15 protein-coding genes and 1 pseudogene are annotated in these 17081 nt (G+C 41.5%); 4 read left to right on the top strand and 12 right to left on the bottom strand.

What is annotated here, in order from left to right; genetic code table 11:
* Positions 1-69: 69 nt before the first annotated feature.
* The 10 genes from LJE09_RS01285 to LJE09_RS01330 all read right to left on the bottom strand — a co-directional run bounded on the left by LJE09_RS01285 (position 70) and on the right by LJE09_RS01330 (position 12599).
* The gene (locus LJE09_RS01285) at positions 70-1416 is read right to left on the bottom strand and encodes an acetyl-CoA carboxylase biotin carboxylase subunit (RefSeq protein ID WP_055059529.1); all 1347 of its coding nucleotides are present in this window, start codon (positions 1414-1416) and stop codon (positions 70-72) included.
* Positions 1417-1419: 3 nt separating this feature from the next.
* On the bottom strand, positions 1420-1851 hold the full coding sequence (gene fabZ / locus LJE09_RS01290) for a 3-hydroxyacyl-ACP dehydratase FabZ (protein ID WP_008704118.1): 432 nt from the start codon (positions 1849-1851) through the stop codon (positions 1420-1422).
* 19 nt (positions 1852-1870) lie between these two features.
* On the bottom strand, positions 1871-2332 hold the full coding sequence (accB, locus tag LJE09_RS01295) for an acetyl-CoA carboxylase biotin carboxyl carrier protein (RefSeq protein ID WP_055059530.1): 462 nt from the start codon (positions 2330-2332) through the stop codon (positions 1871-1873).
* A gap of 87 nt (positions 2333-2419) precedes the next feature.
* Entirely contained in the window at positions 2420-3655 is a 1236-nt protein-coding gene (gene fabF, locus LJE09_RS01300; protein WP_026649079.1) for a beta-ketoacyl-ACP synthase II, read from the bottom strand.
* A 14-nt stretch (positions 3656-3669) separates the two neighbouring features.
* The gene (gene fabG, locus LJE09_RS01305; RefSeq protein ID WP_055199938.1) at positions 3670-4410 is read right to left on the bottom strand and encodes a 3-oxoacyl-[acyl-carrier-protein] reductase; all 741 of its coding nucleotides are present in this window, start codon (positions 4408-4410) and stop codon (positions 3670-3672) included.
* A 1-nt stretch (position 4411) separates the two neighbouring features.
* On the bottom strand, positions 4412-5332 hold the full coding sequence (gene fabD / locus LJE09_RS01310; protein ID WP_118521349.1) for an ACP S-malonyltransferase: 921 nt from the start codon (positions 5330-5332) through the stop codon (positions 4412-4414).
* Between the two features lie 166 nt (positions 5333-5498).
* Positions 5499-5732, bottom strand: a complete 234-nt coding sequence (gene acpP / locus LJE09_RS01315; protein WP_008704123.1) for an acyl carrier protein — start codon at positions 5730-5732, stop codon at positions 5499-5501.
* 249 nt (positions 5733-5981) lie between these two features.
* Positions 5982-7178: an FtsW/RodA/SpoVE family cell cycle protein gene (locus LJE09_RS01320; RefSeq protein WP_055059531.1), complete on the bottom strand. Its 1197-nt coding sequence runs from the start codon at positions 7176-7178 to the stop codon at positions 5982-5984.
* Positions 7179-7435: 257 nt separating this feature from the next.
* The gene (locus LJE09_RS01325) at positions 7436-10450 is read right to left on the bottom strand and encodes a hypothetical protein (RefSeq protein WP_227310923.1); all 3015 of its coding nucleotides are present in this window, start codon (positions 10448-10450) and stop codon (positions 7436-7438) included.
* 58 nt (positions 10451-10508) lie between these two features.
* Complete coding sequence (locus LJE09_RS01330) at positions 10509-12599, bottom strand: efflux RND transporter permease subunit (protein ID WP_055199934.1); 2091 nt, start codon at positions 12597-12599, stop codon at positions 10509-10511.
* Positions 12600-12936: 337 nt separating this feature from the next.
* Between LJE09_RS01330 and LJE09_RS01335 the strand changes: the two genes are divergently transcribed.
* Positions 12937-13596 (top strand): TetR/AcrR family transcriptional regulator, encoded by a 660-nt coding sequence (locus LJE09_RS01335; protein WP_055199933.1) that lies wholly within the window; start codon positions 12937-12939, stop codon positions 13594-13596.
* Positions 13597-13672: 76 nt separating this feature from the next.
* On the opposite strand, the gene LJE09_RS01340 is transcribed toward LJE09_RS01335, so the two are convergent.
* Positions 13673-14473, bottom strand: coding sequence for an MBL fold metallo-hydrolase (locus tag LJE09_RS01340; RefSeq protein WP_008704134.1), 801 nt, complete (start codon positions 14471-14473; stop codon positions 13673-13675).
* Positions 14474-14837: 364 nt separating this feature from the next.
* Between LJE09_RS01340 and LJE09_RS01345 the strand changes: the two genes are divergently transcribed.
* From LJE09_RS01345 to LJE09_RS18635, 3 genes and pseudogenes are all read left to right on the top strand, one after another.
* Entirely contained in the window at positions 14838-15161 is a 324-nt protein-coding gene (locus LJE09_RS01345) for a spore coat associated protein CotJA (RefSeq protein ID WP_020994075.1), read from the top strand.
* Positions 15158-15433 carry a spore coat protein CotJB gene (locus LJE09_RS01350; protein ID WP_008704137.1) on the top strand — a complete coding sequence of 92 codons (276 nt, stop codon included), beginning with the start codon at positions 15158-15160 and terminating at the stop codon, positions 15431-15433. Before LJE09_RS01345 ends, LJE09_RS01350 begins: the two co-directional genes overlap by 4 nt.
* A gap of 3 nt (positions 15434-15436) precedes the next feature.
* A pseudogene (locus LJE09_RS18635) lies at positions 15437-15532 on the top strand (manganese catalase family protein); the annotation flags it as partial.
* Positions 15533-15636: 104 nt separating this feature from the next.
* On the opposite strand, the gene LJE09_RS01360 reads toward LJE09_RS18635, so the two are convergent.
* Positions 15637-17070 (bottom strand): GH25 family lysozyme, encoded by a 1434-nt coding sequence (locus LJE09_RS01360; protein WP_008704138.1) that lies wholly within the window; start codon positions 17068-17070, stop codon positions 15637-15639.
* Between the last annotated feature and the right edge of the window lie 11 nt (positions 17071-17081).

The following is a 17081-nucleotide window of genomic DNA, read 5'->3' on the forward strand; positions in this document are numbered from 1 at the left end:
TCAATTACCTTTCAATAATAAATATGTAATTTCTGCTGAACTATAAAATATATTTGCACCAGTTTTCTTTTACAGATCCGGATAATGCTGCGGAATGAAATCTGTGGTGATATTTCCTTCCTGAAAATCCGGCTGATTGAGAAGTTCATACAGAAAATCCACGTTAGTTTTTACTCCTTCGATGGCAACTTCTCCAAGTGCACTGATCATCTTTCGAATGGCACTGCGGCGGTCTTTGTCATAAACAATGATCTTGGCAATCATAGAATCATAGTAGGGCGGAATTGCGTAGTCATTATAAACTGCTGTATCCACGCGGATTCCGTTTCCACCGGGAAGATGTAAGTCAGTGATCTTACCCGGGCATGGCATGAAATGTCTCTCAGGATCCTCGGCATTGATTCTGCATTCCATGGCGTGGCCGCGGATTTCTATGTCTTTCTGCTGAACGCTTAACGGTTCACCTGCCGCAATGCAGATCTGCTCTTTGATCAGATCTACACCAGACACAAATTCTGTTACCGGATGTTCTACCTGGATTCTGGTGTTCATTTCCATGAAATAAAATTCTCCGGACTGATTCAGAAGAAATTCTATGGTTCCTGCACTTTCATAGCCTGCTGCCTTTGCTGCCCGTACTGCTGTCTCACCCATTTTCTTTCTCAGATCATCAGAGATTGCGATACATGGAGACTCTTCGATCATTTTCTGGTGACGTCTCTGAACAGAGCAGTCTCGTTCTCCCAGATGAACTACATTTCCGTATTTATCCGCAAGAATCTGCACTTCAACATGTCTGGGATTCTCCACAAACCGTTCCAGATACATGGTATTATCGGAGAAGGAATGGACCGACTCCTGCTGTGCTGTCTCAAACAATTTGGCAAATTCCTGTTCATTTCCGGCTACACGCATTCCTTTTCCACCGCCGCCTGCTGATGCTTTGATCATGACCGGAAAACCGATTTCCTTTACAGCTTCCAAAGCCTGCTCTACTGTGTAGACCGGTTCCTTTGTGCCGGGCACTACCGGGACTTTAGCTTTCCGCATTGTGTTTTTCGCCTCAGATTTATTTCCCATTCTGGAAATTACTTCTGCGGAAGGACCAATAAATGCCACATTACATTTCTCACACATTTCCACAAAACGGCTGTTCTCTGAGAGAAATCCGAATCCCGGGTGGATTGCTTCTGCTTTTGTGGCAATGGTAGCACTTAAGATTCGCTCCATGTTCAGATAGCTGTCTGATGACTGTGCCTTTCCGATGCATACTGCTTCATCTGCAAGCTGGGTATGCAGGGCATCTCTGTCTGCTTCTGAGTATACGGCTACTGTGCGGATTCCCATCTCACGACATGCCCGGATGATCCTCACTGCAATTTCACCACGATTGGCGATCAAAATTTTATTAAACATCTGTTATGCTCCTACTGCAAAAGTCAGCTCTGCGATCACTGCTACCTTACCGTCCTGGTTTGTTGCTTTTGCTTTTCCCACTCCCATGGGACCTTTTTCCTTAATGATCTCTACTTCGAGAGTAAGGGTATCTCCGGGAACTACCTTGTTCTTGAATTTTGCATTGTTGATCGATGCAAAATATGCGATCTTTCCTTTATTTTCCGGTTTACTCAGAATTGCAACTGCGCCTGTCTGCGCAAGCGCCTCAACGATCAGAACCCCCGGCATAACCGGTTCCTGTGGGAAATGTCCTGCAAAATGCGGTTCATTATAGGTAACACATTTCTTTCCTGTTGCCTTCACACCCGGCACCAGTTCTTCAATAGTATCAATCAGGAGGAACGGGTGTCTGTGGGGAATGATCTCCATGATTTCTTTTGTTGTAAGTTTCATAGTTTTTTACCTCCTTCTTCTATTCTATCACAAACATCGGCTGTCCGAACTCTACCATCTGCTCGTTTTCTACAAGGATTTCTTTTACTGTACCATCAAATTCTGATTCAATCTCGTTCATCAGCTTCATTGCTTCCACAATGCCAAGGACCTGACCTTTGCTTACTTTATCTCCTATTTTTACAAAGGGGGGATTTTCCGGAGAAGATGCTGCATAATAGGTACCTACAAGAGGAGATTTTACCACACTTCCTGTCTGTACTTCATCGTTAACAGCATTGACGGATTCTACATGTACAGCCTGCTGCACTACCGGCTGATACTGCTGAGCATCTGCCGGATCAGTATTGACTGCCATCTGCTGTACAATTGTTTTCTCTTTTGACATGGAAATATTTAAGGTATCGTCCTGCAGGTTAAATTCTGTGAGATCTGAATCGCTGACTGCGTGGATCAGTTCTAATATATTTGCCAGTTCCATTTATTTCCTCCTGCTGAAATAGCTATATTATAAGATCACTGTCGTATATTGTTTTCAAAATCACCATACCATTTATTATCTGCGTGATCAGTCTTCGTACTTTTTAATAAGTAAGGATGCGTTATGTCCGCCAAAGCCAAGAGAATTGGTAAGTGCATATTTGATATCCATCTTTACATTACCGTTTCCTACATAATCCAGGTCACACTGTTCATCCGGCACCTTATAACCAACAGTCTGATGGATCAGGCCTTCCTGAAGTTCTTTTACACAGGTGATCACTTCCACTGCACCGGCAGCTCCCAGAAGATGTCCTGTAATAGATTTTGTAGAATTTATTTTCATTTCTTTTGCGTGTTCACCAAATGTTTTCTTAATGGCAATTGTTTCAAATAAGTCATTATGATGTGTGCTTGTACCATGTGCATTTACATACCATACATCATCTGTGGAAATTCCTGCTTCTTTTACAGCCCATTCCATAGCTTTGGCAGCACCGGAACCGTCCTCTGCAGGGGATGTAATGTGATAAGCATCTCCTGTTGCACCATATCCGACAACCTCGCCAAGGATTTTCGCTCCACGTGCTTTGGCATGCTCCAGTTCTTCCAGAACTACCACGCCGGCACCCTCACCCATTACAAAACCGCTTCTTTCTTTGTCAAAAGGGATGGAACATCTCTCAGGATCTGTGGATGAGGTCAATGCTGTCAGTGCCGCAAAACCACCAAAGCCTGTTGGTGTGATAGCTGCTTCCGTTCCACCTGCAACCATAACATCTGCATCAGAGCACTGAATAGTACGGTATGCTTCTCCAATGCTGTGGGTTCCTGTTGCACAGGCAGTTACAACATTAATGTTCTTTCCGCGGAGTCCAAACTGAATGGAAACATTTCCGGATGCCATATTGGAGATCAGAAGAGGAATCATCAGAGGATTCAGTCTTCCTGGTCCCTTTGTGTTGAGAATTTCGCAGGATTTCTCTACCACCTGCATACTTCCGATACCGCTTCCCACGCTACAGCCTACACGGAAGGGATCTTCTTTTGTCATATCCAGTCCGGACTGCTCAATAGCTTCTTTTGCTGCTGCTACCGCATACTGGCTGAAAAGCTCCATACGTTTTGCAGATTTGAAATCCATATAATCCTTTGGATTAAAATTGTTGATCTCTGCTGCCATATGCGCTCTGTAATTTGTGGAATCAAAACGTGTTACTTCTGCAAAGTTTGTTTTTCCTTCTTTTACGCTGTTCCAGAATTCTTCTACACTAAGGCCTACCGGAGTGATTGCTCCCATACCTGTAATTACAACTCTTCTCATTTTGTTCTCCTTATTTATACGTTCATACCGCCATCTACGCTGATGACCTGTCCTGTAATATAGTCTGCTTTGTCTGATGCCAGAAATACCGCTGTATTTGCAATATCCTCCGGTTTTCCGAAACGTCCCAGGATAATCTGCTTACATGCATTTTCCCTGATTTCTTCTGAGAGTACTTCTGTCATCTCTGTGTCTACAAATCCGGGTGCAATGGCATTTACCGTAATTCCCCGGCTGCCCAGCTCTCTTGCCATTGTTTTTGTCAGACCGATCACACCTGCTTTGGATGCAGCATAATTTGCCTGGCCCACATTTCCGAGGATTCCGGAAACAGAAGAAATATTGATGATCTTTCCACTTCTCTGTTTCAGCATCTGACGGGCACTGTGACGGATTGTATTGAATGTACCTTTCAGGTTTACATTAAGTACAGAATCGAAATCCTCTTCTTTCATTTTCATGATCAGACCATCTTTGGTAATTCCTGCATTATTAACCAGAATATCAAGGTGTCCATATTCTTTAACTATATCTTTAATCATTGCTTCACAGGCTGCGAAATCACTGACATTGCATTTATATATGGAAGCTTTTCCACCGTTTTCTTCGATGGTCTGTTTTACTTCCTTCGCTCTCTCTTCAGAACCATTGTAATTGATAACCACCTCTGCACCTTCCTTTGCAAGAGCAATAGCAATGGCTCGTCCGATTCCACGTCCTGCACCTGTAATCAGGACAATTTTATTTTTCAGCATTTTACAGACACTCCTTTCTCACTTCATCCAGATCTTCTGTTTTCTCAACATGTAATGCTTTTACATTTCTGTTGATCTTTTTGAGAAATCCTGTCAGAGTTTTTCCCGGTCCAATCTCAATAAAAGTATCTACACCATCATCAATCATCTGTTCTACACACTGCTGCCAGCGCACAGAGGATGAAACCTGGCTGACAAGCAATTCCTTTACCTGCTCCGGTCCTGTCACATACTGTGCAGTTACATTTGTCACATAAGGTACTGTAAATGACTGGATTTCTACCTTCTCAAGTTCCTGTCCCAGTTTTTCCCCTGCGCCTTTGAGAAGCTCACAGTGAAATGGGCCACTGACTTTAAGAGGAATCACACGTCTGGCGCCTGCTGCCTTTAATGCCTCCCCTGCTGCTGCAACTGCTGTCTCCTCGCCTGTGATCACAATCTGTCCCGGACAGTTATAATTTGCAATGGATACAATTCCCTGTGTCTCATCGCAGATTTTTTCAATCAGCTCTGCATCTGTTCCAAGAACAGCGGACATTGCACCACCTGTAGGATATGCCTCCTGCATAAAAATTCCTCTTTTTCGCACTACAGTAAATGCATCCTCTTCCTTCATAACACCGGAGGCCACCAGTGCTCCGTATTCTCCAAGGCTCAGTCCAGCATTTACCTGAGACCTGATTCCGGCTTCCTCTACAGCTCTTAAAATTGCGATTTCTGCTGTCAGCATGGCAATCTGTGTATATTCTGTAATATTTAATCTGTCATTTTCTTCAAAGCATAAAGCTTTCACATCAAGTCCGGATGCTTTTGATGCGCTTTCAAATACTTCGCGACTTACAGCATATTTTTCATAAAAATCTTTCGCCATTCCTGTATACTGTGCACCCTGTCCCGGAAATACAAATGCAATTTTAGACATATCATTTTCCTTTCCTTTATTTTTATGTTTATATCAGATGATAACAATTTGTTTCTGATTGCAAATTATTTTAGTTTAAAATATTTTGATATTCAAATTATAATGTCAAAAAATTCTCCCCGAAGCCATCTCTGGCTCCAAGGAGTTATTTGTCATTTCTATATGATTAAGCCTCTACGCCTTTGTTTTTCAGATAATCCATAACAGCTCCGACTGTTGTTAAATCTGTAAGATCTTCAGCCGGGATCTCAATATTGTATTCATCTTCCAGAGCCATAACCAGCTCAAACAGGTCAAGTGAATCTGCGCCAAGATCATCCTTGAAAGAAGTTTCAGCAGTAATTCCTGCTGCATCACAATTTAACTGCTCTGCGATCATTTCACTCATTTTTTCTAACATAATTTTTTCTTCTCCTTTAATTCAAGCCCCGGAATGCTTCTCTTTTTCATGCTCCGGTTATCACTTGTTTTTTATTATTTTTGTTAAGCAGATGATGATTCTGCCTTTTCTTGTTTTCAACCTTATCATCCGTCAGACCAGTAAATACGTCTCATTTATTCAGATTTGGTTTTATCGGGATTGATTACTTTGATGTTCAAAGTATATATTCTTCCCTCCTGTTTGTCAAGCACTATTTTATTACATTTTTTATTCCTCAAATTTAATCTGCCTTGCCACACTCAGCGCAAGTCCCATCTCTGCCATAAGGAATACGATCGACGTACCTCCATAACTGATAAACGGAAGAGTGACACCTGTATTCGGCATAAGGTTTACAACAACCGCAATATTAAGAATAACCTGCAATGCTATGTGAATAAAAATCCCACTGACCATAAGTGAGCCAAACATATCCGGTGCATTCTGTGCAATAACAAACAGCCTGTATAACAGATATGCATAAAGCATCAGCACGATAAGACCTCCAAAAATCCCCAGTTCTTCACAGATAATTGAAAAAATCATGTCATTCTGTGCCTCAGGTACACTTCCCAGCTTCTGAATACTGTTTCCAAGTCCTCTGCCAAAAAATCCTCCCGAGCCAATCGCATACAATGCCTGAATTGTCTGATATCCCCAACTGTCCGCATATTCTTCCGGATGAAGCCATACCATGATTCGTCTCAGACGAAAGCTTCCACTTCCATCAACACTCACTGTTGCATTCAGAAAAATGACTCCGATCACTGCCAGCGCAATAACAACACCTGCAATAATAATAAAAATCTTAATATCCGGGTGAGCCACAAAAATCAGTCCTGCAGTAATACAGAAAATAATAATTGCTGTACTCAGATTGTCCGTAAATACATATGCAGCCAGTGCCAGTCCGCCTCCCACAACAGCAAGAACCATACAGCCCTTTAAGGTACGGACTTTCTTTCCCATATGCACGATCATATATGGGAGGCAGACAATAATTGCTATCTTGGCAAGCTCTGCCGGCTGGAACTGAACCGGTCCAAGATTCAGCCATCTCTGGGCACCATGAGAAGACTGCCCCAGCGGTGTTTTTACCAGTGCCATCAACACCAGTGCCGCTACATACAAAGCTGTGCTAAAACGGTTCAGTATCCGATAATTGATTCTGGAAATGATCAGTGCCATGATAATACATGCCACGCTGATGATGGCCTGTTTTTTAAAAAAATACATGTCGCTTCCGTAATTTATCTGAGCCATATAGGAGCTTGTACTGTACAGCATGATAAGCCCAAAACAGGTCAGCAGTACAATAACTGCTACCAGACTGTAATCATAATAATCTGTTTTTGTTTTTCGACGCGCCCTGCTCTTGGAAGATGCTGTTGAATACGACTTTTTTTGTGATTTTGTATTTTCCATTTAATCACCTGATGCTTTCTTGTTTTCTAAAATTCCCATCTGACTTTTTTATTATAACAGAAAGCTTTTTCATAAGCAATGGGGCAGTTGCCTGATTGCATCTGCCCCATTTTAGTTACTATTCACTGGTAATATCCCGCGAGGTGTTTTTGTGAGCGAAGGTCACAGAAAACCCGAGACATACTGCGCGAATTTATGCGATTAGCATAAATTCTGTTCATCTTTCCCTTATTCTGTATGTCTCAGGTTTATGATATCTATTTCTCATCATCACTGATTTCAATCGGGTCAGATTCGAAAATAAATTTAACATTTCCGTCCATATCGCCGGATCTGTCTGTGAATGTTGTGTACATTACATCGTCAGACTGGATTACCTCAAATCTGTCAAGAATATCCTGAAGATCTCCGTTTACTGTATCATCCAGTTTCTTAATACCTTCTTTATAGAATTTCTTCTGTCCTTTGTTCAGTTCTTTTGCTCCGTCATTCAGGTCGCTGATACCATCTTTAAGCTGATCACTGCCATCAGAAAGCTTATCCGCACCATCCATTAATGTCTGAGTGCCGGATACAAGGCTGCCTGTTCCTGATGCAAGGGTCTGTGCTCCGGATACAAGTGTCTGGGTTCCTGATGCAAGCTGAGATGCTCCGCTGTTTAATGCAGAACTGTTCGAAGAAAGCTGATCTGCTCCGCTGTACAGTGTTCCACTGTTAGATGCCAGAGTTTCCACACCACTTGTAATCTGACCTGTTGCAGAATTGATCTGAGACATACCACTGGTCAGGCTCTTTCTTGCGCTCTTAAGAGTCTCGGCTCCTTTTAACAGTGTCTGTGCATTAACATTATTTTCGCCCTGAAGCTGTGCAATTCCATCTGTCAGTGTCTTTCCGGAACTAAGCAGTGTATCTGCGCCGGAAATCATCTGTTCTGTGCTTGCTTTTGCAATGCTTTCATATCCACTCTGGAGAGATTTATTTGCAGTAGTCAGCTGATCAGAGCCTGCTTTCAGCTGATCGATTCCCTGCAGCATTTCCGGAAGCTGCTGTCCAAGTCCGGTAAATAATGTACTCATCTGATTTACTGCTGTAGCAATCTGGGTTCCTGACTGAGCAAGCTGGGTTCCACTTGCTTTTAATGTGCCATCATTAGAAGTAAGCTCTTTTGCACCTTCATTTAACTGTGATACAGTCTCCTGCACTGTCTGCATTCCCTGAGTTAATGCCTGTAATTGCTGTTTCATCTGTTCAACACTGCTGTTGACTGCCTCTTCCTGTGCATCTGCTGTTGATTCTGCACTGGACGCAGATGCCCTTAAAGCGTCTGCTGCTGACTGCAATGCTGACGTATCAGGTGCGGAGGCTGTAATTGTGGATGTATCAATATTAGATGCACTGTCCTCAGCTGCCTGAATAGAACCTAACGCACCATCAATCGCAGCTTCTACAGCAGCTGCTGTTTCATCATCCATATTGCTGGTATCAATATTATACAAAGCAGATTCTGCTGCTTCTAGCTGACTGCTGACTGCTGCAACTCCTGCATCTACAGAAGATGCATCTACAGAAGCCTCTGCGGAATCACTGATCCAAGATTCAATTGCATCTGCCTGACTGTTCATGGTTTCAGCACTGTCATTTAACTGTCCGGACATTGCATTTGCACTTTCTTCTATTTCTGAAGCTGTGGAAGCTCCCATGTTTTCAAGTGAGCTCTCAAGCTGGCTCAGTCCTGATGCAAGCTGTTCTACACTTTCAATATACTGGCTAACTGCAGAAGTGTAATCAGAAACGCCTGTTGTATAAGCCGTCATGCTGTCACTGAAATTAGCAATCTGATCTGCATCGATTTTAGATGAAAGAGCTGTCATTTTTTCTACAGCAGTCTGGATTCCATTTACAGCAGTATCAATTCCCGGAACAACCTGACCAATTCCATCTACTAAGCTCTTAATACCACCAGCATACTGACTCACACCGCCTGCAAGCTGATTAACTCCTGCAATATACTGCTGCATTCCGTCTGTCAGAGTAGTTGTTCCTGTTACATAACTCTGCACACCGCCTGCAAGCTGATTGCCGCCTGCAACATATGCATTTACACCATCGGAAAGAGATTTCATTCCAGCCTCATATTCAGCCATCTTGCTGTCCAGTGTATCTACTCCTGCTGTATATTGTTTGATTCCATCTGAAAGTGTGTCTGCCCCTGCTGTATAAGAGGAAACACCACTGTTTAAAGTCTGTGCCCCTGTATTCAGTGTCTGTGCTCCGCTGCTTAATTCCTTTGCTCCGTCATCCAGTTCTTTTGCTCCGTCATTCAGATCACTGACACCACTTTTCAGAGTTCCGATTCCATCATAAAATTCTTTATATTTGTCATTGAGTTTATTAGTTCCATCATAAAGATCTTTGGTTCCGTCTACCAGTTTTACTGCTGCATCCGTCAGATCTTTCATTGAATCCTTCAGCTCATCCAGTCCATCCACATCATTCAGATCAATATCTTTGAAAATATCTGTAAGTGCTACGGTAAATGTAGAATTCATCTCACAGTCTGTAACATCTGCTTCCACTGTAAATCCTTCAGGGATATTCACTTCATCTGCAATATCAGAAGACATATCCAGACTTTCTTTCATTCCCGGCATACCAAAACCGACAACAACATTTCTGCTTCCGTCAGAAATAACCTTACCGTTATCTACTGTAATATTGGAGAAATTATCTGTAGAAAGGATCATTCCTGTCACCATAACAAAGGGTGAATAAATATCAGTCTTTTTGCCATTCACTGTTTTGGTTGTTTTAGAAGTATTTGTATATGTCACTTCCATTTTCAGATGTCCTGTCTTTCCTGCCAGAGCTTCCGGAGAAACCTCAGTTCCATCCATATAATATTTAATTCCTACGGAAACCGGGAGATTTTTCTCTGTCTTTCCCTGATAATAAATATCCTTTCCATCAGTACTCCAGGTCAGATCATTTCCGTTCTGAGTAAATGTTTCATCACCTTTTACGTTTTTTATATCCTGAAGATCAGAGGCATCTTTCACCTCAGAATTGGAACTGTCTCCGGAATTTTTCAGCCAGTCAGATACTGTGACATCCGTTACTTCTCCTCCGGCAGTTGTATTTACATAAACGGTTTCTTCTTTCTGCAATCCATTATCACCTGTTGAAGCAGCTGCCATTACAGTACCTGCTCCGAGAACTACAGCCATTCCTGCTGCAAGCGTTGCTGCAGCTGCTTTCTTTCTGTTTCTGTTCATAATAACTTACTCCTTTATTCTATCTCTTTACAATAAGCTTCTTTTTAAAAATCCTGAATCACTGTTTCTTCTCTTTTGCCGATTTCTTCTTGGCAAATCCAATAGATGTGTGGCAGATGAGAGAATCAAATATCATAAACATAGCCGGAAGTATAAACAATACCACCAGTGTACTGATCACAGCTCCACGTGAAAGCAGGTTTGTGATACTTCCGATCATATCTACCTGTGTATAAAGACCAACTCCGAAAGTTGCCGCAAAGAAGCTGCAGCCACTGATCACAATTGACTTCATGGAAGTTTTATGTGCGATGGCAATGGATTCTTTCTTACTCTTTCCAAGACCACGTTCTTTCTGGTATCTGCTGGTCATAAGGATTGCATAGTCAACAGTAGCTCCCAGCTGGATACAACCGATAACAATGCTTGCTACGAACACCACTTCCTTTCCCTGATAATAAGGAACGGACATATTGACAAAAATCGCAAACTCAATAACTGCAACCAGAATAAACGGAAGCGAAATGGATTTAAACACAACCATGATAATAATGAAAATTGCCAGGATAGAGATAGTATTTACAGTCTTTAAATCCACATCCGTAACATCCTGAAGATCCTTGGTCAGAGGTGCTTCTCCGATTACCATAGATTCCGGACTGTATCCTTTTACAATCTTCTGGATCTCATCAATCTGATTGTTTACCTCGTCTGTAGCTGTTTTATATTTGGAACAGATAAATTCCATCTCGTACTCATCGCTTTCCAGCATCTTCTTCAGATTACTTGGGATCATAGTATCCGGGAATGCCGCACCTACGAAAGAGTCCATTCCAAGTGCCCATTTTACACCATCAACATCCTTGATCTGGTCAAGCATTTCTGTTTTTTCTTTTGATGTCAGACCTTTCTTTAATAACACCATATGAACATTATTCATATTAAAGGTTTCCTGAAGTTTGGCATTTGCCACATTACTGTCCAGCGTGGAAGGAAGTGACTTGTCAATATTGTAGTAATTCTTCAGATTGTTATTTCCATGAATTGCCGGGAAAAGCATTACCAGGAAAATGATCAGCCATACTTTATAATGCTTTGTAATAAAAGCAGATGCCTTATCAAAGCTTGGAAGCAGCGGCTTATGTGTTGTTTTTTCAATGGCTCCGTCAAAAGTAAGCACCAGAGCAGGGAGCAAAGTAACACAACACAGAACACCGATAACAACTCCCTTGGCCATTACGATACCCATATCACGTCCAAGTGAGAAGGTCATAAAGCAAAGTGCGATAAATCCGGCTACTGTTGTAATAGAACTTCCGATTACAGATTTGAAGGTTGCATTGATGGCATGTGCCATAGCCCTCTCTTTATCACCCTCAAACCGCTTCTTATTCTCCTCATAACTGTTCAACAGGAAAATGGAATAATCCATGGTAACACCAAGCTGCAGGACTGCTGTCAGTGCCTTAGTGATGTATGAAATCTGACCAAGAAAAATATTACTTCCAAGATTATACAAGACTGCAACACCAATGCAGAGCAAAAACAAAACCGGAACTACCAGAGAATCCATTGCAAGGAGCAACACTATCAGAGAAAGGCAGGAAGCAATCACAACGTAAATCGGCATTTCCTTAAGTGCGATCTGTTTGATATCAGTAACAATGCCTGTCATTCCACTGACAAAACAGTTCTTTGAAGTAATCTTACGAATCTGCGTCACAGCTTCCATGGAAGTTTCTGATGATGTTGTATTATCAAACAACGCGATCATCATAGTTGCATCTCCGTTAAAAAATGCCTCTCTTAAATCCTTCGGAAGCATTTCTACAGGAACGGAAACATCCAGGACACTGTCATACCACAGTACTTTTTTCACGTGATCAACTGCTTCGATTTTCTCTTTCAGAGCAGCTACATCCTTCAGTTCCATATCCTCCACCACTATCATGGAAAAGGCTCCCATCCCAAACTGATCTACCATAATGTCCTGTCCCTCAACTGTCTCAAGGGTATCCGGCAGATAACTCAGTACATCGTAGTTGATTCTGGTCGCCGCCATACCGAGATATGAAGGGATCAGCAATGCAATTCCGATGATAATGATCAGTATCTTGTGTTTTGCAATCCACTTTCCTACCTTAATCATCTTTTTCTCCTCTTCTTTCTTTATTATTGATACTGTTTGATCATTCTATGACCAACAGTCATTTTTTATTTCATGGAATGTTATATAACAAAAATGACTTTCAGTCAATAATCATTCTTCACAATTTGCCTAAATTTTTCCAGAACAAAAATGTAATATTGACTTTCAGTCATTTTTGTTTAAAATAGTAATTATATATGATCACAATATAATTACAAAGTAAGCTTATGTTGCTGTGAACAGTAAGACGCTTATTGTTTTTCGCAAACTCCGCAGAGGGACTTACCTGATTCGGTTAAAATGTTATGTATACAGTAAAGGAAGGAATGAATCTGAAATGGGAAAACTGGAGCTGAATAAAAAGAAGAAAAAAGATGCTCTTTTCAACACTGCCTTTGAACTTTTTACGACGAAGGGACTTACCAAAACTACAATTTCAGATATTGTAGATCAGGCTGGGGTTGCCAAGGGGACTTTTTACCTCTATTTTAAAGATAAATATGATATCCGGAATAAACTGGTTTCCCACAAGACCGGAGAATTGTTTTTCTGGGCCCATAAGGCTGTGCAGAATGCACATATCAGCGAATTTGACAGGCAGGTACATTTTATTATAGATTACATTCTTACTGAGTTGAATAAAGACCGTACTCTCCTGCTGTTTATTTCAAAGAATCTTGCCTGGGGTGTCTTCAAGGGTGCTTTTGAGGAAAAAATGCCTGACGACGAATATAATTTTTATCAGTCCTATCTGGATATGCTTGCTCAAAGCGGACTACATTATAAAAATCCGGAACTGATGCTCTTTACGATCATTGAGCTGGTAGGTTCCACCTGCTACAGCTGCATTCTGTATCAGCAGCCTGTGTCTCTGGCTGAGTACCGTCCTTATCTGCACAGGACTATTTCAGGAATTATGGAAACTTTTTCACAGGATCATACTACATGTGAAATTTTGTCTTCCGACACCAAAACACATGTGGACCATACAGCATAATCACTATGCAACCCTCATAAATGATACATTTAAAAAGATTGCTGTAAAAAAGGCAAGCCTCCGGAGGTTTGTCTTTTTATAATTTGTAGATTTCCAGATCATCAGGAATCCAGAGATTTCCTTTATAATACTGTCTGCCTTCTTCTGTGTAGAGCTCCTTTCGTCTGGAAATATTTTTATCCTCTGTATGATACAGAATCAGATTCTCTGCTTCCAGTTTCTGTGCCAGCTCACAGGCATCCTTTACGGTAGAATGATGTTTCTCATATGGTTTGAATTTATCTGCCTGGGAGAACAGACAGAATGCTTCATGAAGAAGCCATGTGCTGTTTTTGGCATATTTCTGTTCACATTCATTATATGGCTCATCTCCACAACAGGTCAGCTTCTTTCCCTCTGCATACTCCATGCAGAACCCAAACTGTTTTGCCTTTGTAGACAGAATATCAAAAAATGTCACCCTGTGTCCCAGAATCGTTCTATCTTCTCCGTCCTTTACTTCTTCCAGATGGACTTTGTCTCCGATAAATTTCGTTTCCTTTGGTGTGAGAAGCATCTCTGCCATCTGTTTCAGCAGGCTGATCACTTCATCATGTCCATAGATAGTCACTTCACCGCCAAACTGTCCTCTTGCCATTCCCTGACAATACATACGAAGCATCCAGATGATTCCAAGCAGATGATCGATGTGTTTATGTGTCACAAATATAGTTCTGATTTCTTTCCAGCTGATTCCTGCGTCCTCCAGCTGCTTCAGAATTGTGTTTCCGCCACCTCCGTCTATCATAAAATATTCTTTATCTTCATTTAGCGCAAAACAGGTGTTATAGCATTTCGTCACCTTTGCATTTCCGGTTCCCAATATTGTAAGTTTCATCTTTATGTACCTCCCGACTTTCTTTGGATGCTGACACTTGGCAGGCAGCAAATATTTCCTATATATAATAGCATATTCTAAAGTAAAAAGGAATCTGTCTGTCAGACGATATGAATCTTCGTTACTGTTCACTCCGTTCACAGTAACTTAGCCAAAATTCATTCCAGATTGCCTGCGGCAATGGAATTTTGGCTTGTATGTCTCGGGATTTTGGCATATTCATGCCAAAACACCTCGCGGGATAGTGGTATGTGAACAGTAACGAATCTTCACTATGGCAATGAAATTTCGCCTTGTATGAGCACGGTTTTATGAGCATGACATAAAATATAATGTAAACAGTTTTCAGAGAAGGGAATTATATATGGAAAATTATCGGATGGGATGTTCCGGCAACCGCCCTTATAACCGTACCTGCGGTATGAATATGCCTCAGCCTTCAAATAGAAATATGAACAGTTCCGAATGCTCTGTCAGAAACACGACAGACTGTAGCTGTACTATACCGGGTGTCAAAGAAAAAAAACATAAAATGTTTTCGCATCTTCAGTATCTGGAACCTGCAATGGCATATGTTCCCTGCCAGAAGTTTACAGAGAATTTCCCACTGCAGTATGCATTAAATGTAGGAACCATTTTCCCACAGTTATGCAAACCATTTTGTGGAAAGAGAGGTATTCGAAGATGAAAACAGATTGCTCCCAAAAACAGTTATTAAACCGTATCGATCAGGTCAGTTTCGCAGTCAATGATATGACTCTGTACCTTGACACACATCCCTGTGATGAAAAGGCTCTGACTTACTGTCACGAACTTGTGCAGGAACGAAAAAAGCTATTAAAAGAATACGCCGAAGCATATGGTCCCCTGATTATTGACATTACAGATCAGACCGGAGAATCCATCTGGAAATGGATGGAACAGCCATTCCCATGGGAAAAGGAAGGAGCGTGCAGATAATTTATGTGGAATTATGAAAAAAGGCTTCAATATCCGATCAATATCACACAACCCAATGCAAAAATTGCACAGTATATCATGAGCCAGTACGGTGGCCCATAGTGTAATACCCTATAATATATAAGAAGCAATGAAGCTGATACAATATCTTATGGGTAAGGGTACTCATTGTACCCATACTCTTTTTTTTATTTATATTTACTTTAAATCGCAAGTAAGTCTTTCCAAGTAGCAGATCCGCAAATACCATCCACTTCCAAAACTTCTTTTCTGGATTCCTGATAAGCTTTCAGAGCGTAAATCGTGTTTACATCTGCTGTCCATGTAAGTTTCAGGGCTTTGCCGTTTTTGCCTTTAAAGCCTCTGGCTCTTAATATTTCCTGTAAGAGAAGCACAGATGTATTTTTGTCTCCTGCTTTTACTGTCTCTGGGTTAAACATGTAGCTGCCTCCTTCTGGGTTTGTTGTCTTGTCTGTTTCATCTTTATCTGCAGATAAAACAATTGAATAGTCCGGTGTACAGAATTTTGTCCCTGGAAGGTTACTGTTGTAATAACTCTTCTGGCAGACCCCGCCACCATTTGCCACGATACCGGATGCTCCGGAAGTATTTCCCTCAATCGTCCAGAATCTGTCTCCGGCTACTTTTGTTACAAAGCCGGTATGGGTAAAGGTACCGCCATGTTTAAAGATAACAATATCTCCAACTTTTGGATTGGCATTCTTTACAAATAATACGCCTAAGGTTGGGCAGTATACATACGGCCAGTGCTTTAAGAGTTTCTTTGCATTATCCAGACCAAAAGCTTTCATGAAACACCAGGAGATAAACGCTGCGCACCAGGGCTGCCCCTGATAGGATGGTTTTATATCTCTCCAATATTTTGTATAGTTTGCTGATCCGGCATTTCCAGTCTTGCTGTCAAGCTTACTGTTATTTTTCTTTTCCAGGTACCCGATCTCTTCTTTTGCAATTCCCAGAACTACGTTGATAGCTTCACTCTTTGTCATGACTGCGTTTTCCTTTTTTATATCTTTTGCTTCGTTATAATCTTTGTAAAATATATTTCTATCTACAGTTCCGCTGATGCCAGGTATCTTTGCTTTACTGGAATACTGCCAGCCCACACCAAAGTCCGGCCGGAGTCGTTCCTGTAAAGTACCGTTATCTGATGCCGGATAACGTGCAATCCAGAAATCGTATTTTTTCAGATGGCTACAAATTACATTCAGGTACCAATCCACATTGCAATAAATACCAAATTTATATCCCGCTGCCGTGATAATCTTTTCGAATGCTTCTGCCAATTTATGGATCTGTTCAGCTCCGAGGCTTCTCTGATTATTCCATTCCAGATCCAGCCAGACCGGATACTGCAGTTTTCGCCCGTTCAGAACTTCCACTACTTTTCTGGCTTCGCTCTGTATCTCCGCAACTGTCATGGCATAAGAATACTTATATGCCCCAACCGGGATATTGTATTTCCGGCATTCAGAGAAGTTCTGCTCAAAGTAGCTATCTATCACGTTTCCCGCTTCTGTAATCCGCAGGATTGCGAACCCCATGCCGTAATCAGCAACTGTTTTCCAGTCAATTTTCCCTTGCCAGGCAGATACATCAATTCCTCTTATTTCCATGTCCGTCTCCT

Source organism: Blautia sp. DFI.3.45 (assembly GCF_020593505.1).
Taxonomy (GTDB): Bacteria; Bacillota; Clostridia; order Lachnospirales; family Lachnospiraceae; genus Blautia_A; species Blautia_A wexlerae.